Below are 23989 nucleotides of genomic sequence, written 5' to 3' on the forward strand. Positions count from 1 at the left end.
GATGTGGGTTGTTGTAGTGGCGAGTGATGGTTCCGAAAAGGCGTTCCTCATGTAGCATTCAGATAACGCCAGTCGCTTCGGATATAAACCAATCGCATTTTAAAGAGGCCGGACCGGTTCCGGATAGATACACGCTTTAAGCACGCATAAACGTGACTTGTTGAGGATTAGAACGATGGGGCAACATTTTAACTTTGCACCGGCTGTTGCCGGACTTCGCCAGCGTGACGACTACGGCGCCGTTGCGGGAATACTCTCGCCTGCCTGTTTCGCTGTTTCCCTTCTCAAAAGTATCTATCGCACCTCGCGAAGTTTCCCTGTGATGCAACCCAGAAAGGTTGTCGCTACGGGGAGGCTGAACCATGTCGCACGTTGATTCTGCAGCCGTGCCTCAGCCGCGCGCGCAACTCAAGAAAACGCTGACCTTAATGCCCGTTGTAATGATGGGGCTTGCGTATATGCAGCCGATGACACTCTTCGATACTTTTGGCATCGTTTCAGGGTTGACCGACGGGCATGTGGCGACAGCCTACGCTTTTGCACTGATTGCTATTCTGTTTACCGCCTTAAGCTACGGTAAGTTGGTACGCCGCTTCCCATCTGCGGGATCCGCTTATACCTATGCGCAAAAGGCTATCAGTCCGGGCGTTGGATTTATGGTGGGCTGGTCTTCACTGCTTGATTATCTGTTTATGCCGATGATCAACATTCTGCTGGCAAAAATCTATTTTGAAGCGCTGGTGCCTGGCGTGCCGTCGTGGATATTTGTGCTGCTGTTGGTGGGCTTTATGACGCTTTCCAACCTGCGCGGTATCAAAACCGTTGCCAACTTTAACAGCTTCATTGTGGTGCTGCAGGTTGCCGTGATGGTCGTGATTATGGGCATGGTTGTTTACGGTGTTGCACATGGAGAAGGGGCGGGTACGTTGGTCAGCTCGCGTCCGTTCTGGTCTGAGAACGCGCATGTTGTGCCAATGATTACCGGTGCGACTATTTTATGCTTCTCATTCCTCGGTTTTGATGGCATTAGTTCACTGTCGGAAGAGACAAAAGACGCGGGGCGGGTTATTCCTAAAGCGATTTTCCTGACGGCTCTTATCGGCGGCGTGATTTTCGTGGTGGTTTCATATTTCCTGCAACTCTATTTTCCGGACATTTCGCGCTTTAAAGATCCGGATGCATCGCAGCCAGAAATTATGCTGTACGTGGCGGGCAAAGCCTTCCAGTTTGGCATCCTGATTTTCTCCTGCGTGACCGTGCTGGCCTCTGGTATGGCGGCGCATGCGGGTGTTTCGCGCCTGATGTATGTGATGGGACGTGACGGCGTCTTCCCTGAGCGTTTCTTCGGCTATATTCATCCAAAATGGCGTACACCTGCGTTGAACGTAGTGCTGGTGGGTGTTATTGCGCTGTCGTCAGTTGCCTTCGATCTGGTGACCGCAACCGCGCTGATTAACTTTGGTGCGCTGGTGGCGTTTACCTTCGTGAACCTGTCGGTAATCTCACAATTTTGGATCCGTGAAGGCCGCAATAAATCGTTGAAAGACAATATTAACTTCCTGATCCTGCCTTTAATGGGCGCGTTGACGGTAGGTGCGTTGTGGATCAACCTGGAAGAGAGTTCAATGATCCTCGGTCTGGTATGGGGAGCCATTGGTTTGATTTATCTGGCTTTTGTGACGCGTAGCTTCCGTAATCCGGTGCCGCAATGTAGCGAAGACTTCCAGTAATCATAATCTCTACAGCTAAAAAAGGGCGCGAATGCGCCCTTTTTTATGCGTGCGATTCAGGAGACTAATTCACGCGCATACTCAAACAGAGCCTTCAATTGTGTCAGTTTATCGGCATCCGTCTCATGTAAGTTAGCCAGTGATTCCAGTTCCAGTACATAACGCTCAACGCGCTCAGCATCTAACGTCTCACGCCGATGCTGCAGCCAGCGCTGCTGCTCGCTATCGTCCAGCGTGCCGGGAAAGTTACGCGCCCGATAGCGGAATAGAAGCTTTTCAATTCGCTTATCGTTAAAGGTTAAATCCAGCGCCGGTAAATTTACCGCCGGCGTATCCAGAATAATTTTCATAGCCGATTTATCCGCATCGCTAAAGAAGCCAGCATAGAGCTGCGCATCAACGTCATCCGCGGCGGTAAAAGGCACTGCTTCGGCAAAGAGCGTGACCACTTTTTCACGGATTTCAGGATGCTGTCGCAGTAACGTCAGGTTATCAAGACAGCGCTGGCGATCGATGCCAATGCGCTCTGCGTCTTCTGGTCGCAGAGTATTCGCGGGGGCCAGTATTGGACATTTGTTGATATGCACCAGCTTGAGCGGCACGGCTGCTTCATTGCCGAGGCGCTCGCGGGGGGTATAAAGCCGTTCGCGCAACTGCTCCGCGTCCAGCGCCAGTAATGGCCTCATATCACCGGCTAAATCGCAGGTAATCAGGGCATTTCGATTATCCGGGTGCCAGGCGAGTGGTGCTATCCAACTGGTATTGCCACGCAGTGCACCGAACATACCGGAGATGTGTACCAGCGGCTTCATCTGCGGGATATCAATCAGTGTGCTGATTTTCTGTTTACCGCGATGACTGAAAAGATAGTCATACAGCTTTGGCTGCTGGGTTTTGACCAGCTTTGCCATCGCGATAGTGGCGTAAACATCGGACATGGCGTCATGCGCGTTAGCGTGTTCAATACCATTAGCACGGGTCAGATGTTCAAGGCGAAAACTCGGTAAACCATCATCATTTTCTGGCCACACAATTCCGTCCGGACGCAGCGCATAACAGGCGCGCATGACATCCAGTAAATCCCAGCGGCTATTGCCATGTTGCCAGCTCCAGGCGTAAGGATCGTAAAAATTGCGGTAGAAAATATTGCGTGTTACTTCGTCGTCGAATCGGATGTTGTTATAGCCGACAACACAGGTATCAGGTTCGGTGAATAGCGTATGGATCCTTTTCGCAAACTCAGCCTCGCTTATTCCGCGTGCTTTTGCCTGTTGAGGTGTTATACCGGTGATCATTACCGCTTCAGGCTGCGGCAGATAATCATCCGCTGGCTGGCAGTAAAATACTTCGGGTTCCCCAATTATATTGAAATCCATATCCGTTCGGACACCCGCGAATTGCGCAGGGCGGTCCAGAGACGGACTTTTGCCGAAGGTTTCATAATCATGAAAGAGGAAGGTAGGTTGTGGATTCTCTTTATTCACTTGTTTCTTCTCTATCGCCGGATTTGATGATGCGGCATCATCACGCATTCGAACGGCCTGCTTGGGTACCCGGTCATTGCAGGGAACGATTGAACACAAGGGCCGAATATTCAGGAAAAGTTATGCCTGAGCAGGATTCAGTGGCGAGTATAAGGAATCCTCAACCGAGGGTACAGGGTTAACCCAATGGTTGGCGGTGACGCGCGGCGACAGGGTATGCGTAATATCGCCCGTGCGCCCGTGGATAAGTGCGCTTACGCGCCATTATCAAGCCACCACCAGCGCTGGCGCTCCTGATTTAGTCGCTGGTAATAGTGATATAACATATCTGGAGTCAGTGCACGCAATGATGTTTCGTCAACCGGCGGCGCATAGCCGCGTAGTTGCAGCCAATGTTGCCGGGCTTGTTCTGCTCCCACTCCACCGCGAGGAGTGATTTCACTACGCAGCATGAGACTTTTTTCAGCGAGGGTGTTGGTTTTAATACCCGCGACAGTGCTGCCCACCTCATCAATAAAGGTACCCAGGTGGTTTCTGATCGCGGCAACGGAAGTCTCCGGGGATTGGATGGCAAACAGTATGCCAGCGATCCCCGCAGCCTGATGAAAACGGCTGGTGACGACGTAGCCAAGATTTTTCTCCACGCGCAGTTGCTGGAAAAAGCGGGGCCCAAACAACGCAGCCAGAATCCGCCAGGCTGTCAGACAGTCGGCTGTGGCTTCAACAAGCGGACAGAACAGTACCACGGCCGCATCATTACCGGCGGTTTGCCGGAGATAGCGTAGCTGCTGCGGTTGCGGCATAGCGTCAAGCTGAGCTGGCGGATTAACCGCAGCAGGGAATGAAGATAACAAACGGGATAGTGCATCACATAGCAGCCTATCTCCACCGTAAAGTGTCGCCTGCCACGGGGGCAAACCGTTCTCGTCTTCGCCAAACAGTACTGCCGGCAATTGGTTCAGTAAATAACGTACGGCAATATCGCTCTTCAGGCGCTGCTGCTCTGCCTGAAATAACCGTTCGCCTTGCGCGCGTTGTGATGCTGAGGGATGGGCGATCCGAACAAGCATCTCTGCCAGAGTTGATAACATAACGTCGTGGCTGGCAGTGAGCTCCAGAAGCCACTCGCCCTGATGTTCGGTAAAGCGTAACTGCCCTCCGGCATGTTTACACTGACCGACGATGGTTCGCAGGCTGGCCTGTATTGCATAGGCCAGCCGAGGGGATAACAGACGCCCCTGCACCGGGCTCAGTAATAAAGTCGCGGTACCGCTATCTGGCTGAATATGGGGAAGCGTAACGCGCTGTGGTGGCAAGAACGGCTGCGCGATCGGCTGCTGCGCTGAATAAAAAACGCCTGCCGGAGAAGTCACGGCGGACGGCGGCTGCGCCCAACTCCTCGTATTCATAGATAACGTAAAGCCCTGCACCGTAATCTCAGTGCCTTGCTCTTCGGGCGATACCCATAAACGTGTCATATTTTCGGGGGTCAACTGACTGATCCAGTGTGGCCAACTGGCGGCTAGCCTGCTGGCAGATTGAGACACCGGCGCAAAACCGAAGGCCCTGGCACGTAATTGATCGATAGGCGTCAGGCGGGTGAAATCCTGTCCGGCCAGTTGACGATAATGTTGTAATTGCGCAGCATCCAGCCTGGCGAGAGAGGATAACCAGACGGTAAAAATCGCTTCAATGGCGGCGCTTAGCGCGCTGTCTGAGTCAGTTACCTCAAACTCAATACGTAGAATAGCCGCATCCGGCGTGTAATAAGGGAGTGAAACCTGCAAGTTATCGCAGTAGCCTTTTTCTCGTAGTACCGCTAACAGACTGCCTTGTGCCTCATCAGTTAACAACTGGCGCAATAATGTGAGTGGCTGGCAGTCCTGCTGTTCAACGGGGTGCAGTGGAAAGGCGAAGGATAATCGGGGCGCGTCCTGAATACGAAGGCGAAAGTAGCGATCCGTGCGGAGTCGCACTTCTTCTGTCAATTTCTCCGGGGCTTTTCCGTTATTTGCAAAGCGGCTGCCATAGGTTTCAGCCAGTTCGGTTAATCTTTCAACCGAGCAGGGACCCTGCAACCAAAGCGTCATGTTCTGTGCAGAAAAAAAATGCCGGTGATAGCGCTGCAATGCCTGCTGCAAAGCCACGCTGTTATCGCCAAAGTGGTTTCGGTTACCGACGTGGAAACGCTGCAACGCAGGCGGAGATACAAAAGTTTGTGCGAGTGCGGCTTCACGCTGCGTATCGGCATGTGACGCCAGCATCCGATATTCAGCATCAATCACCGCGACTTCCTGCTGGATTGCCTGCGGTGAGAGCAGGGGGTAAGCCAGCATATCGACCAGCCTCGCCAGTCCTTCACTGAGTTTTTCCATCGGACTATCAAAAAACCAGCTTGTAGAGGTTGCGTGGGTGGTGGCATTAAGTTTTGCCCCCTCCGCCTGCGCCCAGCTCATTAAGCGATGTTCTTCCTGATATCCCTTACTGCCCGAAAAAACCACATGCTCCAGCAGGTGCGCCAGGCCAGGCCACTCGTCAGGCTCGTCATGGCTGCCTGCTGTCAACTGAACCAGTGCGGCGGCGCGTGAAGCAAGCGGATCGGAGATCAGCCTGACACGCAATCCGTTTGCCAGCGTCAGGCAAAGGGGAATGAGCGGCCCTGACATCCTAACGTTAGCTCTTGAAAATCAGCTGTGAGTTTGCGCGATTGCGGAACTGGAGCTGATTAATCTGGATATTGGTGCAGTTCGCCTGTTCGCGTGCGGCGAGAATTTTGCCATGATGTGGCGATTTGCCGCACACCGGATCGGCATTATCGGCATTGCCTGTCAGCATAAAGGCCTGGCAACGGCAACCGCCGTAATCCTTCTCTTTTTCTGAACAGGAGCGGCAAGGTTCTGGCATCCAGTCGAAACCGCGGTATTTATTAAATCCAAAGGATTCATACCAGATATGCTGCAGGTCATGCTCCAACACCGAGGGAAACTGTACCGGAAGCTGACGCGCGCTATGGCAGGGAAGCGCCATACCATCTGGCGTTACGCTCAGGAAAATCGCACCCCAGCCGCCCATGCAGCCTTTGGGTCGCTCTTCATAATAGTCTGGCGTAACAAACAGCAGATTAGCCAGATTGCCGGTATCCGCCATTTTTTCGCGGTAGTGATGTACCACTTCCTCCGCGCGGGCGATCTGCTCACGCGTGGGCAGCAGGCCTTCACGGTTAAGCTGCGCCCAGCCATAGAACTGGCAGGTTGCCAGTTCGACGTCATCGGCTTCCAGCTCAATGCTGAGTTCAATAATACGATCGATCTGATCGATATTATGGCGATGCAGCACAAAGTTAAGCACCATTGGATAGCCGTGCGCTTTCACTGCTTTCGCCATCTCCAGCTTTTGCTGGAAAGCTTTGGCGGAACCGGCAATAGCCGCATTCAGCGTCTCATCGCTGGCCTGGAAACTGATCTGGATATGATCGAGTCCGGCCTGCGCAAAGGCATCGATCTTTTTCTCCGTCAGGCCAATACCCGAGGTAATTAAGTTGGTATAAAAGCCGAGGTCGCGTGCTGCCCGGATAAGTTCGGGCAGATCTTTCCGCACCAGCGGCTCTCCGCCGGAGAAACCAAGTTGTACCGCACCCATCTCGCGTGCCTGCTTGAACACCGTGATCCACTGTTCTGTCGTTAGCTCTTTTTCTTGCTGCGCAAAATCAAGCGGATTGGAACAATAAGGGCACTGCAACGGGCAGCGATAAGTCAGTTCCGCCAGTAGCCACAGCGGCGGGTTGACATCAGGTTTATGCTGGTTCATGGAAAATAATCCACTTTTGTTCATGTGCCTGAGCAAAAAACGCGATCACATCGTCATCCACGCCGCCTGCCTCAGGAAAACGGGCGTTAAGCTCGGCGATAATGGTTGCGATCGGGCGGTTGCCGTCCACCATTTGCAAAATAGCGGTCGCACTGTCATTGAGTTTTGCCATGCCTTCAGGATATAGAATCACGTGGCAACCCTGTGCTTGCTCCCATTGCAGACGGAAGCCGCGGCGAAACAACGGTATATGCTGTTGAGTTATGTCGATCACAAAAGTCGTCCTTTATGCCAGACAGCCTCATTAGTTACGCTGTGGTAAGGCGGGCGGTGCAATTCATACGCCATGGTCATTGAGTCCAGCATGCTCCACAGAATATCCAGTTTAAACTGCAGGATCTCCAGCATGCGCTGTTGTTTCTCAACGGTATCGCAATATTCCAGCGCCAACTGCAGGCCGTGCTCCACATCACGATTTGCCTGGCTTAAACGACTACGGAAATAGTCATAGCCCTGCGCTTCGATCCACTGGTAGTGCTGCGGCCAGCTATCCAGACGTGACTGGTGGATTTGCGGGGCAAACAGTTCCGTCAGGGAACTACAGGCGGCTTCCTGCCAGACGGCACGACGCGCAAAATTAACGTAAGCATCAACCGCAAAGCGCACGCCCGGAAGCACAAGCTCTTCAGAAAGTATCACGTCACGATCGAGGCCAACCGCTTCTCCCAGACGCAGCCAGGCTTCAATGCCGCCTTCGCTTTGACCGTGGCCATCGTGATCGAGAATACGCTGTACCCATTTACGGCGTGTTTGCGGATCGGGACAGTTGGCCATGATGGCCGCATCTTTCAAGGGGATGCTGGTCTGATAATAAAAGCGATTAGCGACCCATCCCTGGATTTGCTCACGGGTTGCCTGGCCATTATGCATCGCAATATGGTAAGGGTGGTGGATATGATACCAGGATCCTTTGGCTCGCAAAGCCTGTTCAAAGGCTTCCGCTGTCATGGGTGTTGTGGCAAGCGCTGTTTTATTCATTTGGATCACCTACAGTTCAATATGCATACCATCCCAACTGACCTCAATACCTTGTCGGGTCAGTGCCTGTCGTTCAACAGAGGATTCATCAAGAATAGGGTTGGTATTATTTATATGGATAAGGATCTTACGTTCGGCTGGCAGTGATGAAAGAAGGGCGATCAACCCTTGTTCTTCCGCCAGTGCCAGGTGGCCCATATCTTTGCCGGTATTACGGCCTACGCCAGTGGTTGCCAGCTCGTTATCCTGCCATAAGGTGCCATCAATCAGTAGGCAGTCTGCTTTTTGCAGCCACGGCATCAGTTGCTCGTCGGGCTCGCCTAAACCCGGTGCGTATAGCAACGTTTTACCCGTGCGGGTATCTTCAATAAATAGCGCGATATTATGACCCGGCAACGGTCTTCCCCGATATTTTGAATAGGGAGGCGCATTGCTCAAAATAGGCAGAGCCGTAATATGTAATGCCGGGCAAATTGCGGTTGTAAACGCTTGCTCCGGCTGAATACTGTGCCACTGCAAGCCGCCGTTCCAGTGCGTAAGCATTGGGAAGATGGGGAAGCCGGTGGTTAAGTCATCATGAACTTCAGGTGTGCACCATACCTGATGCGGACAGCCTTCACGCAGGCTCAATAAGCCTGTGCAGTGGTCTATCTGGCTATCTGTCAAAATAATTGAGCCAATTGCGGTACCGCGCAGCACGTCATGTTTTATTAATTCTGGTGTCGCCGCGATTTGATGTGCGATATCCGGTGAAGCATTACAGAGTATCCAGTCGATGCCGTTATCACTGATCGCAATGGAAGACTGGGTACGAGCAGAAGCAGGGAGGGTGCCGTTACGTACACCGTGACAGTTACGACAATTGCAATTCCACTGGGGGAAACCGCCACCTGCCGCTGAACCAAGAACGTTAATCTGCATGTGAAAACCAGGGAAAAGTGAAAAAAGATGCCCACCTGTTACAGTGGGCATTAGGTATTAACGGTTGGAAATGTACAGAGTCACTTCCAGACCCAGGCGCAGGTCAGTAAATTCAGGTTTAGTCCACATAATAAACTCCTCGTGTTGATACAGTTGAATGAATACTGCCATTACATTGCGTCATGTTAATGGCTTGTTGTCAAATATTGATGGTATGACAATGTAAGCAGGTATGCCATAACCTGCGAGATCCGGAGACGCGAAAGAAGAGTATGTCATTATTCCCCCCACGTCTGCTTTAATACTTTCAACCAGTTACGCCAGGCGATTTTCTCAATCAGCGTATGGTCATACCCGGCATCTGCCATCGCCTGCAACAATACGGGCAGGCCGGCGACGTCACCCAGCGAATCGGGGACATTGATGCCATCAAAATCGGAACCGAATCCCACATGATCCTCACCGAGTTTAGCAATCAGGGCATCCAGGTGTTTAACAATCTCTGTTATTGGCGTATCTCCGTTACGCTTTCCATCGGCACGTAAAAAAGCCGTACCAAAATTCACCCCGACGAACCCGCCTCGCTCAGCAATGGCCGATAGTTGCTTATCAGTTAAATTACGCGGCTGTGGGCAGAGTGCATGCACATTTGAATGGGTGGCGACTAAAGGTGCTTCGCTGTATCGGGCGGTTTGCCAGAAGGCTTTTTCATTCATATGGGACAGATCGATCAGGATTTTTTTCTGGTTACAGGCGCGAATCAGATTGATTCCTGCCGCTGTTAGGCCTTCTCCGGTATCGGGTGAGCCGGGAAAATCGCCGCGAACACCAAATCCGAAAATATTGGGTACATTCCAGAGAGGACCGATACTGCGCAGGCCTGCATCGTACCAATTATCCAACTGGCTGAGTGATGCATCAAGGGCCTCGGCCCCTTCGATGTGCATTACCATGGCCAGGATACCCTGCTGCATGCAGTACTCAATTTCACCGCTTGTACGGCAAATAGCGGCCCGACCACCTGAGCGTGCGGCAATGAGATGCAGAAGATCGATTTGCGCCTGGGTAATGGCCAGTGGGTTATGCGCTTGTTCCGCGGCTTGAGGCCTGACCTGATGTACATAAGAAGCAGGGGGAACAAAAACTGCGAAAAGTCCACCGGCAAAGCTTCCACGGCGGATGCGTTGCATATCCATATGGCCTTCCAGTCTCCCGTCAAGAAAAAGGGCGACGGGATCCTCCGCTTCATGAAGCCACAGACGCAGTAAAAGATCGTTGTGCCCATCAAAAACACGTGAGGTCGAAGTGTGCAGAATGCTATTCATATCGTGATAAAGCTCTGGTTGGTATCCGCCCGTATGGAAAGGATCAGGGTATAAAGCAGCGATCATCATACGTCAATCAACCAGATGAATGTCAGTACAAAAGAACGTCACTGGGGGGGCGGAGTGTGGCGTAAATGTAGGGCGTTGGTTAAAAAGTAAAGCATCAGTTGCCCGATGAATGTTTGTTGGGTGGCAGAGTGGATATTATTAACTCATTGAAAAACAATAAATTACCATAAGGGAAAACAGGTTGAATGGTTTTTATAAACCTGAATTTGCGCATGATAAGGCGTTCGCAAGCGGAATTCATAGTGTTACAATGATCACGTTTTTTTGCAACAAAGCCATTTAGTTGCATAGTGAAATGCGCATTGCGACAGTTTGGCGCATCTTTTATCGCGTTTATTAAAGGCGGAACAGCGCAACTTTTCGAAGTGGTTATACACTTTCGACTATATCAATTTGATTTTGCTTCCCACTGTCATCAAGGAAGAAGGGTAATTCTCCGTTGCGTCTGACTGAGGGTTATTGTGAAGTTTCATTTACCACGAAACCATCCAGTGAAAAATAAAACCTCAGTGCCTGTATTGATATCGCTCCTTTTATCGCCTGTTGTTATCGACGCTGTGAAGGCAGGAGCAGAGCCTCAAACCGATGAATTGTCCACTATGTCGCTTAACGTGATGAAGCCGTGTGCGGGTTTATCTGGCTTAGCACGCATTTTAATCATGCAAAAACAAGAATCCACTGAACTTGTGGCGGCTATGCCGCAGCGGGGATAAACACCGGCTTGATAGTCAGGAAAAACCGCGTGTTTTATAAGATTTAGCGTGTGTGCTAAATCGATGATGTTAAATTTTGGTAAGGTTTAAACTATGAAAAACGGAACTTCGGGACCGCGTATTCTTATGATACTCACAGCGCTGTTCGCCGCATTGAGCGGAGTGTATTTATTCGCAGGCGGTGTCTGGCTGGCCAGATTGGGCGGCTCTTTTTACTACATTATCGCCGGTCTGGTACTGCTTATCACTGGCTGGTTATTGTTCCGGCGGCGTGCCTCCGCGCTCATGCTATATGCAGTGTACCTGCTGGGAACGACTATTTGGTCGTTATGGGAAGTCGGAACTGATTTCTGGGCATTAACCCCACGTTTAGATGTTACCTTCTTCTTTGGACTATGGATAACGCTACCGTTTATCTCCCGCCATCTGTTGGCAACGGGTAAGCTGGCACGTGGTTCGCTAGTGGCATCGTTACTGATTACGGTGATCGTGCTGGCGTATTCGGTATTTAATGACCCACAAGAGATCACGGGGACCCTGACACCAGCGCAGGCTTTGGCCGTTGAGCACTCTGCGAGCGGTATCGCGGATGGTGACTGGCCCGCTTATGGTCGTACGCAGGAAGGGACGCGTTACTCGCCGTTGAGTCAGATTAACGATAAAAACGTTGGGCAGTTAAAGCAGGCCTGGGTATTCCGTACCGGTGATATGAAAACGGCTAACGATCCGGGTGAATTTACGGATGAAGTGACGCCGCTCAAAATGGGTGACTCGCTTTATCTGTGTACGCCACATCAAAAGTTAATTGCACTGGATGCGGCGAGCGGGAAAGAGAAATGGCGTTTCGATCCACAACTGAAAACCAATCCTACTTTTCAACATGTGACATGCCGCGGCGTTTCTTATCATGAAACGCCTGCAGTGGCGCAGAGCGAGGCCAGCAACACCGCACCCGCAATCTGTGCACGTCGGATTCTGTTGCCGGTAAACGATGGTCATCTGTATGCGCTGGATGCTGCAACGGGCCAACGCTGTGCAGATTTTGCAGATAACGGTGATCTAAATTTGCAGGCCAATATGCCGCATGCGCGTGCTGGTGCCTATGAGCCAACGTCGCCACCCGTGGTCACGGATAAAGTCATTGTGATTGCGGGGGCGGTGACGGATAACTACTCCACCCGCGAGCCATCTGGCGTTATCCGTGGTTTTGATGTTAACAGCGGCAAGCTGCTGTGGGCGTTTGATACCGGAGCGAAAGAACCAAATAAGCTGCCGGGTGAAGATGAGCATTATACCGCCAACTCGCCGAACTCCTGGGCACCGGCAGCCTATGATGCAAAACTGGATATTGTCTACCTGCCGATTGGTGTGGCGACACCGGATATTTGGGGCGGTAACCGTACGCCGGAAATGGAGCGTTATGCCAGCGGCCTGCTGGCATTGAATGCGACCAGCGGTAAATTGGCCTGGTTTTATCAGACGGTACACCACGATCTGTGGGATATGGATGTACCTGCGCAGCCGACGCTGGCCGATATTACCGATAAGAGCGGTAACAAGGTGCCGGTTGTTTATGTTCCGGCAAAAACCGGTAATATTTTTGTGCTGGATCGCCGCACCGGTAAAACAGTGGTTCCCGCGCCAGAGACTCCGGTACCGCAAGGTCCGGCAAAAGGCGATCGCCTTTCGCCAACCCAACCATACTCCGAGCTGACTTTCCGTCCGAAGAAAAACCTGACCGGCGCGGACATGTGGGGTGCCACCATCTACGATCAACTGGTGTGCCGCGTGATGTTCCACAGCCTGCGTTACGAAGGGCCTTTCACTCCGCCTTCCGAGCAGGGCACGCTGGTGTTCCCGGGTAACCTTGGCATGTTTGAATGGGGTGGCATTGCGGTAGATACCGACCGTCAGATCGCCGTCGCTAACCCAATGGCTCTGCCGTTCGTTTCGCGTTTAATTCCGCGTGGTCCGGGTAATCCGATGTGGCCAGATGCTAACGATAAAGGCGGAAGTGGGACGGAAACAGGTGTTCAGCCTCAGTATGGCGTGCCGTATGGCGTCACCCTGAACCCCTTCCTTTCTCCGTTTGGTTTACCGTGTAAGCAACCGGCATGGGGCTACATTTCAGCGGTCGATTTAAAAACCAATGACATCGTATGGAAAAAACGTATCGGTACCGTGCGTGACAGTTCGCCGCTACCGTTGCCGTTTAAAATGGGTATGCCGATGCTAGGCGCGCCAGTCACCACGGCAGGTAACGTCTTTTTCATCGCCGCCACGGCGGATAACTATCTGCGTGCCTTCAACGTGACCAATGGTGAAAAACTCTGGGAAGCGCGTTTACCGGCAGGGGGGCAGGCTACGCCGATGACTTATGAAGTGAACGGCAAACAATATGTACTGATCGCGGCAGGTGGGCATGGTTCCTTCGGGACGAAGCTGGGCGATTATGTCATTGCCTATGCGTTACCGGATGGCCAATAACCTACTGAAATAATGAAAAAAGCCCGCAATTGCGGGCTTTTTTATCGAAAGGTCACGTTGGAACCGAATGCATCGTATGCGTATGGTCGGATTACCCTATGACATTTTGCCGTTCAGCGCGTATTGCCATTACGCGTTTTCCTAATGCAATCCCGGGTTTTTCGACGAAACGATAAAGCAACGTCGCGAGCGCATAAGTGATTGGCAGGCAGAGACCACAAACAAGCGCAAAGCGAGCCGGTGGCATAAGCGAATTCATGTGATAACGCTGGAGCAAAATAGCAATGACCGGGACCACAATCAGCAAATGTAAGAGATAGACTGAGTAGGAAACATCTCCCAGCCACGTACTTATGCGGTGGGTAAGAATATAGCGCGGAACCTTCACGATGCCAGCCATCATGGCGCTTGCTCTATATTGCCATAGGATCGCGGACATACCCACAATCATGGCTGCTTCAAGGACTATCTGCAGTTTATTGACATGGGGCATCATAATAATGCTGATGAGGGGAGAAATCAGCGCCAGCAGTATATAGCTAAGTGAATGTTTACGTACTGCTTCGGCCAGTAACATCCCAGCCATAAACATATGTAGCTTGAGAAGGATCATTGAGGGCATTGAAAAGGCTTCGTAATACGTGGTCAGCGTCAAGCGTCCCATTACGCATAGCGCCATCAATACTAACAATGTGGGAACGAATCTGAAGCGCATTGCCAGTAACATAATGAAGGGAAAGAGGACATAAAATTGCATTTCCAGGCCTATACTCCAGTCTGGCAGAACGGTATTGAAGCTATAGGCAGGTAAGAAGCCAAAAATAAAAGTGAAGTGAGTAATAAGATTGATAAAAGACCGATCCGAATAACGGGAGGTTGCCGTGGCTGTGTCCGGGTAAAATTGTGCAATGGTATCGCGCATTTCACCAAACCAGGGACCATAAATCACTGCAATCACTAACAGTAAGTAATAGAGCGGTGCAATACGAAAAAAACGTCGCGTCCAAAACGTCCTAATAGTACCCACACTGTCCCAGGGTTCTTTATCACGCCGTTCAATATAGTTTTTCGCCATCAAATATCCCGACAGCAGGATAAACAGGTCGACGCCAATGCTCGGCATAGAGACGATAGGAATAGAACAGTGCACCAACAAGCTTGCGTGCCCCAACAGAACCCACAGCGAAGCAAATCCCCGCAGACCCTCTAACTCCGTTGACCAACCTCTTGATATGGACATTTTATCCTCAAATTAACAACGCTGAATACGGTGAGAATAAAAGGCTATGCTTGCTGAAAGTAGTTAAAAGTTCCCAAAAAGGCTTTTTTCAGAAAAAAGCAATGTGCATTGTGACACGTAGCGTGCTGCAAATAGATGAGGTGCAAAATGCAAGGGGGTAAGCTCGCGGCGAACGGTCTGTCCTGAATAGAGACCGGCATAATCGCGCTGAAAAAACAAAAATGAGCGATATCCGGGGTAATCATTTAACCTCTTATCCACTCATTTTTTGGAGGTATTTAGCGCCACCATCCTTCAATAATTCATATTTTCTTGCAATTAATTAATACAATCTTCTCCTTAATCCCGTACAACATCCGCCTGTTTTTTTCCTGCACCACCGCGAATGGGCTGCAGGGGTATTTTATTGAGGATGAGTCGTTGAGAAGCCGTCAGCTTATAGTGGGTAGTTTGTTCCTGAGTTATCTTTCCTTCGGATATGCGGATGAGCAGGCCATGCCGTTCCCGTTGACGCCGCCAGCGGTAGATGCAGCATCGTGGGTGCTAATGGATGCCACCACCGGACAAATTCTGACGGAAGGGAATGCTGACCAGCGTCGTAACCCAGCCAGCCTGACAAAGCTCATGACCGGTTATGTGGTCGATCGGGCGATTGACCAACACCGTATTACGCGCGATGACGTTGTCACCGTTGGTAACGATGCCTGGGGGGCCGGTAATCCGGTATTTAAGGGCTCTTCGCTGATGTTCCTGAAGCCCGGGGAGAAGGTGACCGTGCGCGATCTCAGCCGTGGCGTCATTATTGATTCCGGTAACGATGCCTGCGTCGCCCTGGCTGATTATGTTGCCGGTAGTCAGGCCAGTTTCGTCACCATGATGAATGAATATGTGGAAAAACTGGGGCTGAAAAACACCCATTTTGAAACGGTTCACGGACTTGATGCCCCTGGTCAGTTCACCACCGCCCGCGATTTAGCAACGTTATCGCAGGCAATTATTAAAGGTGAACCTGATTTTTATCAGATGTACAGCGAGAAATCACTGACCTGGAACGGAATCACTCAACAGAACCGTAACGGCCTGTTATGGGATAAAACGTTACATGTTGATGGCCTGAAGACCGGGCATACGGAAAGCGCCGGTTTTAATATTATCGCCTCCAGTACCGAGGGGCAGCGCCGTCTTATTGCTGTCATCATGGGAGGGAAAAGCCCGAAAGGGCGTGAAGAGCAGGCGCGTAAGTTGTTGACCTGGGGGCAGAACACCTTTGATACCGTTCAACTGTTCCATGCAGGAAAAGCCATCGGTCATGAAACGGTATGGTATGGCAATACGCACCAGATTGATGTGGGAACCAATCAGGATATTTATTTAGCGCTGCCGCGTGAAAGCGTGAAAAATATCAAAGCCAAATATGTGATTGACCATAAAGATCTGGAAGCACCGTTAAAGGCAAATGAGCAGATCGGTACTATCCAGGTGATGGACAACGATAAGCAACTGGCGAGTTATCCTCTGCTGGCATTGCAACCGGTTGAACGGGGTGGAATGGTGTCCCGTCTGATGGATTATCTGAAACTCAAACTCTAATTACACGTCATCCTTTCAGTCGTTTCTTTGGCGGTGACGCCGGTTTCCCGTCACCATTTTGTCCTGGTTTCCCGGCGCAGCATGACGCCGGGAATCAACGCCTCGATCGTGTTCAGGCCTGAATAGCACCGCCACCGTCGACCAGAAGAGTTGCTCCAGAGGTAAATTGACTGCCGGCGAGGAATAATACTGCGCGGGCAATGTCTTCCGGCTGACCGAGCGTTTTCGCCGGTAAGGCCTTACGCGTAGCGGTAAAAATTTGCTCACGCGTGTCGCTGGGCATACCATCCCAGAGCGGAGTTTCAATAATGCCTGGTGAAACGCTATTAACCCGCACAGGGGATAATTCCAGTGCGAGTCCCCGACCTAATGATTCCAGTGCAGCGTTTATCGCGCCCTGTAACACAGCCGTTCCCGGACGAACGCTGAGAAAACCGGAAACAAACGTCAAGGATCCGCGTTCACTGATTTTTGCGGCGCGCGCCAGTCGATAAGCCCCCCAAAATTTACTCTCCATAGCGCTGTACGCATCGCTAAGCGATAGCTCTTTCACCAGCCCGAATGGGGTTTGTGCCGCCGAAATAGCGATATGATCCCAGGGATGATGTTGAGCGAAAAACGCTTCAATTGCCGCATTATCAGCCGTATCGAGTACCACAGAGTTCACTTGCCCAATACGCTGGGCGGCGGCCTTGAGTTTATCTTCGCTGCGTGAAGCGATAGTGACTTTTGCGCCTTGCCGTACAAAAGCCTGGGCAATGGCTTCGCCAATTCCGGAGCTTCCACCTACTACCAATACGCGATTATCTGTAAATTCACTCATTTATTGTCTCCCTCATTACACTTTTTTCAGCATAATTCAGCGGGGCCATCAACAGAATATGCGATAATGGAAAGGGATTATGTCTTAAAGGTTGAGAATTGCGATGCTGAAAGATGTGCGTGATATTTCACTTTTCAGTGCGATAGCCGGTGCCGATTCTTTATCCGCCGCGGCGCGCCAGCTTGGATTATCGCTTGCGGTGGTCAGCAAACGATTAAATCAGATGGAGCAGCAACTGGGCGTGCGGCTTTTCCACCGTACAACGCGACATATTTCTCTGACGGATGAGGGGCAGATATTTGCTATACATGCCGCGCGATTGCTGGATGAGTTCGATGCGGTTGAAAATGCATTGTCATCGCGCAAGGGTAATGTCAGCGGGACGCTGCGTATCACCGCCACCCACAGTTTGGGCCGACGCTGGCTGATGCCGATAGTCAGCGACTTTATGCAGCAGCATGAGAGCCTGAAGTTGCAATTCAATTTTAGCGATGAGGTTATCGACCTCGCGGAGAGTGGATTTGATCTGGCGATTCGTTTTGGTGCCCTGAACGATTCACGATTGGTTGCGCGTGAACTGGCACCAAACCGACGCGTGCTCTGCGCTTCACCGGCCTACGCCGAACGTTGTGGCTTACCGCAATCCTTTCATGAGCTGGCCGTACATACCTGTATTGGTATTGGTGAGTCAGCCGTCGTGGAGTGGTTTTTTGGCGCGGGGGAAGAACAGCAAAGCATAATGGTTAATCCACGCTATCGGGTCAATAACGGCGAAGCCGCGCATGAATTGGCGTTGCGTGGTGCGGGGATCACTCTCAAATCGCTGTGGGATGTCGCCGACGATCTCCGCAGCCATAAACTTATCGAAGTCCTGCCGCACCAGCCCCTCTCTGCTGCGCCGCTCCATGCTATATGGCTGAATGGCCGCCATCAACCGCTGAGGGTGCGACTGTTTGTCGCGCAGCTAAAAACGGCCTTACAGTCGGCGTGGCATAACCGTGTTCTGAGCCAATAAGCGTTTTCCATTCTGTTTGCATTTGTTGTTCCGGATCACAAGGAATAATGCTGATATGCATGACAAACCTTAAGGCTTAGCTTTTGTATGGGTTATGATAATGTGCAGAATCTTCATAAACTCAGGGGAAGATGATTGCGTCCTGATAAGCCACTCTCAGCCATTGAATTTGCATGTTATCGCCATTACCGCGTTTTTCACGGTATACGTATTGCGCTGGCGTTTGTACTGACTTTTTTGCTGGTGCGTTTACTGGAAATTCCGGAGGGTACCTGGCCATTGATTACGCTGGTGGTCGTCATGGGGCCAATCTCTTCATGGGGGAATGTATTGCCACGTGCGATACAGCGTATCGGCGGAACGTTATGCGGCTCGGTATCCGGTTTAATTGCATTAAAGCTGGAGCTGATGTCGTTACCCGTGATGCTGGTATGGTGCGCGCTTGTGATGTTTATCTGCGGTTATCTTACGCTAGGAAAGCATCCCTATATGGCTTTACTGATCGGCATTACGCTGGCGGTAGTCTGCGGGGCGCCAGCAGGGGATATGAACACGGCGCTCTGGCGTGGTGGGGACGTGATTCTGGGATCGCTATTAGCCCTGTTATTTAGCAGTATTTATCCGCAAAAAGCCTATACGCAATGGCGCATCCAGCTGTCAGATTCGCTCTCATCAATGGCAAAAATTTATCATGCGGGTTTGTCGCCTAACCTGGTTGAACAACCGCGATTGGCCAGGCCGCTACAGCGATTACTGACCGATGTGGTAAAGATGCGTACGTTGCTGGAACCCGCCAGCAAAGAGACGCGTATCCCCAAATCGGTGCTGGAAGCCATTCAAACTATCAACCGCAATATGCTGTGCACGCTGGAACTGCAAATTAATGCCTGGTGGTCTTCACGGGAAAGCCACCTCATTATGCTTAACGCAGTGACCATTCGACGTGCGCAGCAGATGACGGAAAATACCTTTACCGCGCTGTCTGTACTGTTACTGACCGGCGATAGCGCAAAAATAGCGGCGAACAGCGCGGAGCTGGAAGATATCGTACGCGAGCTGTGGCTACTGCTGGGCGAGTCAAAACGCGAGGCGGCAATAGAGACCCCGATTCATGGTTATGTTTGGCTCAGCCTCGAGTTGGCGCGACAGCTTGAAAGGCTCTCAGAATTAATTAGATTGGCGATGCGTAAATAATCGCTGAAGCAACAACTTACTGCGCCGCCAACGCGTTTCGCGTTAAGATAAGCGCCTGTCTGAATTTGAATGTGAAAATTGCCATCGGCAGGGGCGAACCGCTAAGCTGAAGGCTACGACAATTACGCCTGTATTTGCAGGCCCAATGAAAGGTGTCATCATGGAAAACGCAAAGCAATCATTTCAGGACGTGCTGGAGTTCGTACGTATGTTCCGTCGTAAAAACAAACTGCAGCGCGAAATTCACGACAACGAGAAAAAAATTCGTGATAACCAGAAGCGTGTGTTGTTGCTTGATAACCTCGGCGAGTACATCAAGCCTGGCATGAGCATTGAAGCTATTCAGGAAATCATTGCCGCCATGCGTAGCGACTATGAAGATCGCGTTGATGACTACATTATCAAAAACGCCGATCTGTCAAAAGAACGTCGCGATTTGTCGAAGAAAATTAAAGCGATGGGCGAACCAAAAGCTGAATAACGTGGTGTGGTTGGAGTGAGTACATCACCGCCATCACCGCCATCTTAAGGAACCGTGCTGTCGCGCATCCTTGCGCTTCGGGCGCGGTTCTTCAACGATGTCAATTCTACGTGCAACTGTATTGCCCGAAGCCCCCGTCTCTAATACTTTCGTACCGCGCCAGCCCAATACGTTAAGCTTTTCATCTGTTGTATGCGCTGTTCAGGCCCGTTTGCAGACTATCTGCCAGAAAGGCGGTGATTTTATCTTCAATCCGACTGTCGATGGTTCTTAACCGCAGTATCCGGATCCCACACGTTGCCAGAATGGCGTCTTTAAGTGCATCACGCTCGCGCTGTACCTCCGTGTCATGTGAAGCCCCATCGACCTCAATCACCGCGACAGGCTGTTTGCCCACGCGGTAGTAAAATACAAAATCACAGCTTGAGCCCTGAAGCATAAATTCGCGCTGACGCTCGCTGAAGCGGTGGTTACGTTGGATCATTAACTGACGAAGAAGAACCTGTTTGTGAACAGTGAGGGCGTGAAACGGCGTTTGTTTAAGGGCAGCATCCAGACGAGCACCTAACTTTTCTAAAGAGCGATCGTACTCCTCGTACAGTAAATCAAATGCGCTTACTACCGGGCTATAGTGCTGGCGATCTTCATCGGCATAATAGGTCATATAGCGTATTAGCGCGGCAATGTATTGATTATTTGCGGTAAAGACGTTGTCGCCTGTGACCAGCGTAAAGTGTTTTTGCGCGCGCGAAACGGCCACATTAATGAGTTGGGGATCGTCAACAAAGGTGATCGCCGGGTGCCGGGCTTTTTTATCCAGCACGGTGGAAAAGACGATCTCTTCACATTCACGGCCCTGAAATTTATGCACCGTCGCACTGACAAAATCGGCGGAAAGGTGATGCTGGGCTACGTTCACCTGAGCATTGTAAGGCGCAATAAAACCGCGACTATTTACCGCATCCCACGTTAGCACCTCCAGCGACTCAAGTTCACGCAGGTTGCTGTTATTTCGCGCATGATTACCTTTGGCCGTTACCACCAAAGAGAGTGCAGGCTCACCATTATCTCGCGTCATGGCAATCAATTGATTGCCATAAAACTGCTTATTACAGAACTGAATAATTTTGGGATGGCAGCGATAATGCTCTTTTAGTAGCGTCAGCGGCAGCGCATCACCATACAGTGCGAGTAATGAATCCAGCAGGCTGTGGCTGACGCAATCATAATGCGGTGCCGGGGCCGTAATGGCGATATTTTCGGGTACGTGGGGAAGCTGTTTACGATCGCCCACCACAATGATGTTTCGGGCACAGGCCAGCGCTAAAATGCCTGGAATAATATCTTGCTGTGAGGCTTCATCAATAATGACATAATCCAGCAGCGTGCCGGGAGCCAGGGAATTAATAATGGAATGTGTGCTGCTGCCGATCACCGGATAGCGCCGTAAAAAGCCGGCAAAATCTTTCTGATAATTGCTGTCGCTTAGAGACCCCTCGGCTTTGATGTGTTGATAAAGGTGCTCACGAAGCAATGCCATTGAATTCTGTGCCAGTTCTTGTTGCAAGGCCGTGACGTCATTATCGTGTAGTATCCTTTCTCTTTCCGCCAGCGCTTCCCGCGTGTGTTGCATGCGGGTGGTATAATAATGGCGTTGCAAGGCGAAGAACATGGCCTGACGTTTTTCTGGCGTGGAGACGGGCTCCGTTTTGACAATACCAAACCTGAACAACAACCCGAGCCGATCGCGCCAGCTTATCCGGCCCGTCTTCATTGTCTGGAGAAAAGCCATCAGGTCAGTAATCTTATGCAGTGTCAGTCCGTAACGTTCGATCTGAGGCGATGGCAAGATATCGTGGGACTGCAGCCACTGATTAAGATACTTCTGCTCAATACGCAGTTCATCGATTTCTGCGCGCAGACGAGCCACGTCATTTTGTGCACCGAGATACTTTTTTAGTCCCGTAACCTGATTCGTGATGGTCTGTATATCGGGAGCGTGAGCAGGGGCATCCTGCGGCAGCCCAGGTTGGGTGGAAAAGAATGCAGCCCGGTTATCGGCGTTTCCCAGGCGAGCGACCACAAAATCCAGCTTTACCTTCGCCAACTTATCGTAAACATTATCTACCGCAGTATTGTTGTTAGAGACCACGGCGACGCTGCAATTCTGCAACAGAATATTGGCCAGAATGTTAAGGATAGTTTGGGTTTTCCCTGTTCCCGGAGGCCCTTCTATAACGGATATTTGGGCGCTAAAGGCTTGTTCGACCGCCTTCATTTGGCTTTCATTCAGACCAAATGGGTAAATAAAATGCGCAGGCATTGTCCGGGAAGCGTTGCCTGCAGCGCAGTAGGCGTCTAAGGCTGAACCAGGATGTGCGACTATTTTGTCTATCTGCGTCACGATATTCTTCGCGACAGGATGCTTATCCTGGCTGGCGTGCAGTAAACGTTGTTGAGCAACATCACGGAAATAAGCGAAGAGATTGCTATTTTTGAGCGATGTTGCTGGCATAATCCGAATATCCTGGGCTTTCATCACATAACAACGCTCAGTGTTCGGGTAGAAAATCAGGGCGTATTTATCACCGACAATCTCAGCACGCTCGATAATCTGAGCATTGGGCTGCCCTCTCTTAAACAGCAACGTGCCCGTGGCGTGAGTCGTCGGTTCAACGCGGCAGGCCGTGAATGGCCGGGTGAAGGATTTGCCCGATGGAAAGTGACACGTCAGTTGCAGGCATTGCTTGCCGGTATGGTAATGCAGGGTCCAGTCATCAAGTTGTGTGGTTTTGTTTTCCCCATCAACGTAAACGGTGACCATTCTCTCTTCTCCATGAGCATTGCTAATGTATTTGCTCACTATACCCGGCGACGTGGGCAGTATGAAGTGACCATTGAATGATAAAGAGAAAGCACCTCGTGCCATGCTGAGGTTTTCGCCATTTCTGCGAAGACAGTGTGGTCCGTTTAGTTTTGTATATCCGGTTATATCTCCCGTCTGGTGGCGACGTATGTTTCCAGCCAGGCTCACAGTTCGGTCTGAAGATAAAAAGGGCGTGGATATGAGTAAGCAACCTGTAGTGGCAGTATTAGGTCTGGGGGCAATGGGACATGCGTTTGCCGCTAATCTGTTAAAAAAAGGTTTTCCGGTCCAGGGTTGGAACCGTACCCGTGCGCGTGGCGAGGATTTGCAGGATGCGGGTCTGACGCTGACCGATAGCGTGGCGCAAGCGGTAAAAGACGCCGATGTGGTTATTGCGATGCTGACGGACGGTGAGACGACGTCTCAGGTATTGCGTGAGGCGGAGCCCGCACTGAAGCAGGGTGCGACGCTATGCCAAATGGGGACCATCGGCGTAGAAGCGACCGATGCCCTGATCGCGCAGTTAGCCGAAACGCGTCCGGATGTGGTGTTCATTGATGCACCGGTTTCCGGAACGAAAACGCCAGCTGAAAATGCACAGATCCTGGTATTGGCCAGTGGCGACCGATCACGGGCAGCCGCCGCAGAGCAGGTTTTTGCTGCCATCAGTAAAGGTCAGCAATGGCTCGGTGAGGCGGGTGCCAGCACGCGCATGAAACTGGTGGTAAACAGTTTCCTGATTGGCATAACGCAGAGTCTGGCTGAGAGCGAAAAACTGGCGGGAGCCTTGGGCTTTAGCGCGGATGAACTGTGGCAAGCTTTAGATGGCGGCCCGCTTGGGATCCCGTATGCCAGAATGAAGCTCAATATGATTGCCAGCGGGGATTTCACGGCACAAATGCAATTGTCTCTGGCGCTGAAGGATGCCCATCTGGCGTTGGATGCGGCTGAGGGTGCCCGGCTACCTGCGCTGGAGAATATCACCACGATATGGCAGCAGGCGGTAGATGCAGGCTATGGTGAGCAGGATCTGGCGTCGGTTTCCCGGTATTTGAAAGACTAAAATATTTAGCCTCCCTATATGGAAATTGCGTCGGAACAACATACCGTTACCGACGCAATTTTCGGATCTATTCCACCGTCTTCGATCGCTGAGCCCTATGCATAATAGTGTGGGATGTCCCCGGCCAGGGGGCGATATTACGG

19 protein-coding genes are annotated in these 23989 nt (G+C 51.2%); 8 read left to right on the forward strand and 11 right to left on the reverse strand.

Annotated features, from left to right (window positions below; translation table 11 throughout):
• Window positions 1–362: 362 nt before the first annotated feature.
• Window positions 363–1730 (forward strand): APC family permease, encoded by a 1368-nt coding sequence (locus tag J1C60_RS07045; RefSeq protein ID WP_128178849.1) that lies wholly within the window; start codon window positions 363–365, stop codon window positions 1728–1730.
• A 56-nt stretch (window positions 1731–1786) separates the two neighbouring features.
• Here J1C60_RS07045 and sbcB read toward each other — a convergent pair whose 3' ends face one another.
• From sbcB to J1C60_RS07085, 8 genes are all read right to left on the reverse strand, one after another.
• Entirely contained in the window at window positions 1787–3262 is a 1476-nt protein-coding gene (sbcB, locus tag J1C60_RS07050) for an exodeoxyribonuclease I (RefSeq protein ID WP_128178850.1), read from the reverse strand.
• Window positions 3263–3468: 206 nt separating this feature from the next.
• Window positions 3469–5880: a pyrroloquinoline quinone biosynthesis protein PqqF gene (gene pqqF, locus J1C60_RS07055; RefSeq protein ID WP_128178851.1), complete on the reverse strand. Its 2412-nt coding sequence runs from the start codon at window positions 5878–5880 to the stop codon at window positions 3469–3471.
• Window positions 5881–5887: 7 nt separating this feature from the next.
• Window positions 5888–7021 carry a pyrroloquinoline quinone biosynthesis protein PqqE gene (pqqE, locus tag J1C60_RS07060; protein ID WP_128178852.1) on the reverse strand — a complete coding sequence of 378 codons (1134 nt, stop codon included), beginning with the start codon at window positions 7019–7021 and terminating at the stop codon, window positions 5888–5890.
• Complete coding sequence (gene pqqD, locus J1C60_RS07065) at window positions 7008–7286, reverse strand: pyrroloquinoline quinone biosynthesis peptide chaperone PqqD (RefSeq protein ID WP_375139782.1); 279 nt, start codon at window positions 7284–7286, stop codon at window positions 7008–7010. The genes pqqE and pqqD overlap by 14 nt, the downstream gene beginning before the upstream one ends.
• Before the next feature lie 5 nt (window positions 7287–7291).
• Entirely contained in the window at window positions 7292–8059 is a 768-nt protein-coding gene (gene pqqC / locus J1C60_RS07070; protein ID WP_128178854.1) for a pyrroloquinoline-quinone synthase PqqC, read from the reverse strand.
• Between the two features lie 9 nt (window positions 8060–8068).
• The gene (gene pqqB / locus J1C60_RS07075) at window positions 8069–8980 is read right to left on the reverse strand and encodes a pyrroloquinoline quinone biosynthesis protein PqqB (protein ID WP_128178855.1); all 912 of its coding nucleotides are present in this window, start codon (window positions 8978–8980) and stop codon (window positions 8069–8071) included.
• A gap of 57 nt (window positions 8981–9037) precedes the next feature.
• Complete coding sequence (gene pqqA, locus J1C60_RS07080) at window positions 9038–9109, reverse strand: pyrroloquinoline quinone precursor peptide PqqA (RefSeq protein WP_128178870.1); 72 nt, start codon at window positions 9107–9109, stop codon at window positions 9038–9040.
• Between the two features lie 149 nt (window positions 9110–9258).
• Window positions 9259–10305 (reverse strand): dipeptidase, encoded by a 1047-nt coding sequence (locus tag J1C60_RS07085; RefSeq protein ID WP_128178856.1) that lies wholly within the window; start codon window positions 10303–10305, stop codon window positions 9259–9261.
• A 560-nt stretch (window positions 10306–10865) separates the two neighbouring features.
• Here J1C60_RS07085 and J1C60_RS07090 point away from each other — a divergent pair.
• Together J1C60_RS07090 and J1C60_RS07095 are read left to right on the forward strand one after the other, a co-directional pair.
• Window positions 10866–11087: a hypothetical protein gene (locus J1C60_RS07090; RefSeq protein ID WP_128178857.1), complete on the forward strand. Its 222-nt coding sequence runs from the start codon at window positions 10866–10868 to the stop codon at window positions 11085–11087.
• Window positions 11088–11180: 93 nt separating this feature from the next.
• Complete coding sequence (locus J1C60_RS07095) at window positions 11181–13574, forward strand: glucose/quinate/shikimate family membrane-bound PQQ-dependent dehydrogenase (protein ID WP_128178858.1); 2394 nt, start codon at window positions 11181–11183, stop codon at window positions 13572–13574.
• A gap of 91 nt (window positions 13575–13665) precedes the next feature.
• Here the strand turns inward: J1C60_RS07095 and J1C60_RS07100 are convergent, their stop codons facing one another.
• On the reverse strand, window positions 13666–14814 hold the full coding sequence (locus tag J1C60_RS07100) for an acyltransferase family protein (RefSeq protein ID WP_128178859.1): 1149 nt from the start codon (window positions 14812–14814) through the stop codon (window positions 13666–13668).
• A gap of 420 nt (window positions 14815–15234) precedes the next feature.
• On the opposite strand from J1C60_RS07100, the gene dacD reads away from it, so the two are divergent.
• A complete protein-coding gene (gene dacD / locus J1C60_RS07105) occupies window positions 15235–16404 on the forward strand; it encodes a serine-type D-Ala-D-Ala carboxypeptidase DacD (RefSeq protein ID WP_128178860.1) in 1170 nt (389 codons plus the stop codon).
• Window positions 16405–16516: 112 nt separating this feature from the next.
• On the opposite strand, the gene J1C60_RS07110 is transcribed toward dacD, so the two are convergent.
• Window positions 16517–17227: an SDR family oxidoreductase gene (locus J1C60_RS07110; RefSeq protein WP_128178861.1), complete on the reverse strand. Its 711-nt coding sequence runs from the start codon at window positions 17225–17227 to the stop codon at window positions 16517–16519.
• 103 nt (window positions 17228–17330) lie between these two features.
• Here J1C60_RS07110 and J1C60_RS07115 point away from each other — a divergent pair, with 103 nt between their 5' ends.
• The 3 genes from J1C60_RS07115 to J1C60_RS07125 all read left to right on the forward strand — a co-directional run bounded on the left by J1C60_RS07115 (window position 17331) and on the right by J1C60_RS07125 (window position 19917).
• On the forward strand, window positions 17331–18242 hold the full coding sequence (locus J1C60_RS07115) for a LysR family transcriptional regulator (protein WP_128178862.1): 912 nt from the start codon (window positions 17331–17333) through the stop codon (window positions 18240–18242).
• A 135-nt stretch (window positions 18243–18377) separates the two neighbouring features.
• A complete protein-coding gene (locus J1C60_RS07120) occupies window positions 18378–19436 on the forward strand; it encodes an FUSC family protein (protein WP_128178863.1) in 1059 nt (352 codons plus the stop codon).
• Window positions 19437–19596: 160 nt separating this feature from the next.
• Window positions 19597–19917, forward strand: coding sequence for a DUF496 family protein (locus J1C60_RS07125; protein WP_128178864.1), 321 nt, complete (start codon window positions 19597–19599; stop codon window positions 19915–19917).
• A 181-nt stretch (window positions 19918–20098) separates the two neighbouring features.
• Here J1C60_RS07125 and J1C60_RS07130 read toward each other — a convergent pair whose 3' ends face one another.
• Window positions 20099–22741 carry an AAA domain-containing protein gene (locus J1C60_RS07130; protein WP_128178865.1) on the reverse strand — a complete coding sequence of 881 codons (2643 nt, stop codon included), beginning with the start codon at window positions 22739–22741 and terminating at the stop codon, window positions 20099–20101.
• A 241-nt stretch (window positions 22742–22982) separates the two neighbouring features.
• Between J1C60_RS07130 and J1C60_RS07135 the strand changes: the two genes are divergently transcribed.
• Window positions 22983–23846, forward strand: a complete 864-nt coding sequence (locus J1C60_RS07135) for an NAD(P)-dependent oxidoreductase (RefSeq protein WP_128178866.1) — start codon at window positions 22983–22985, stop codon at window positions 23844–23846.
• Window positions 23847–23989: the final 143 nt, after the last annotated feature.

Source organism: [Pantoea] beijingensis (assembly GCF_022647505.1).
Lineage (GTDB): Bacteria > Pseudomonadota > Gammaproteobacteria > Enterobacterales > Enterobacteriaceae > Erwinia > Erwinia beijingensis.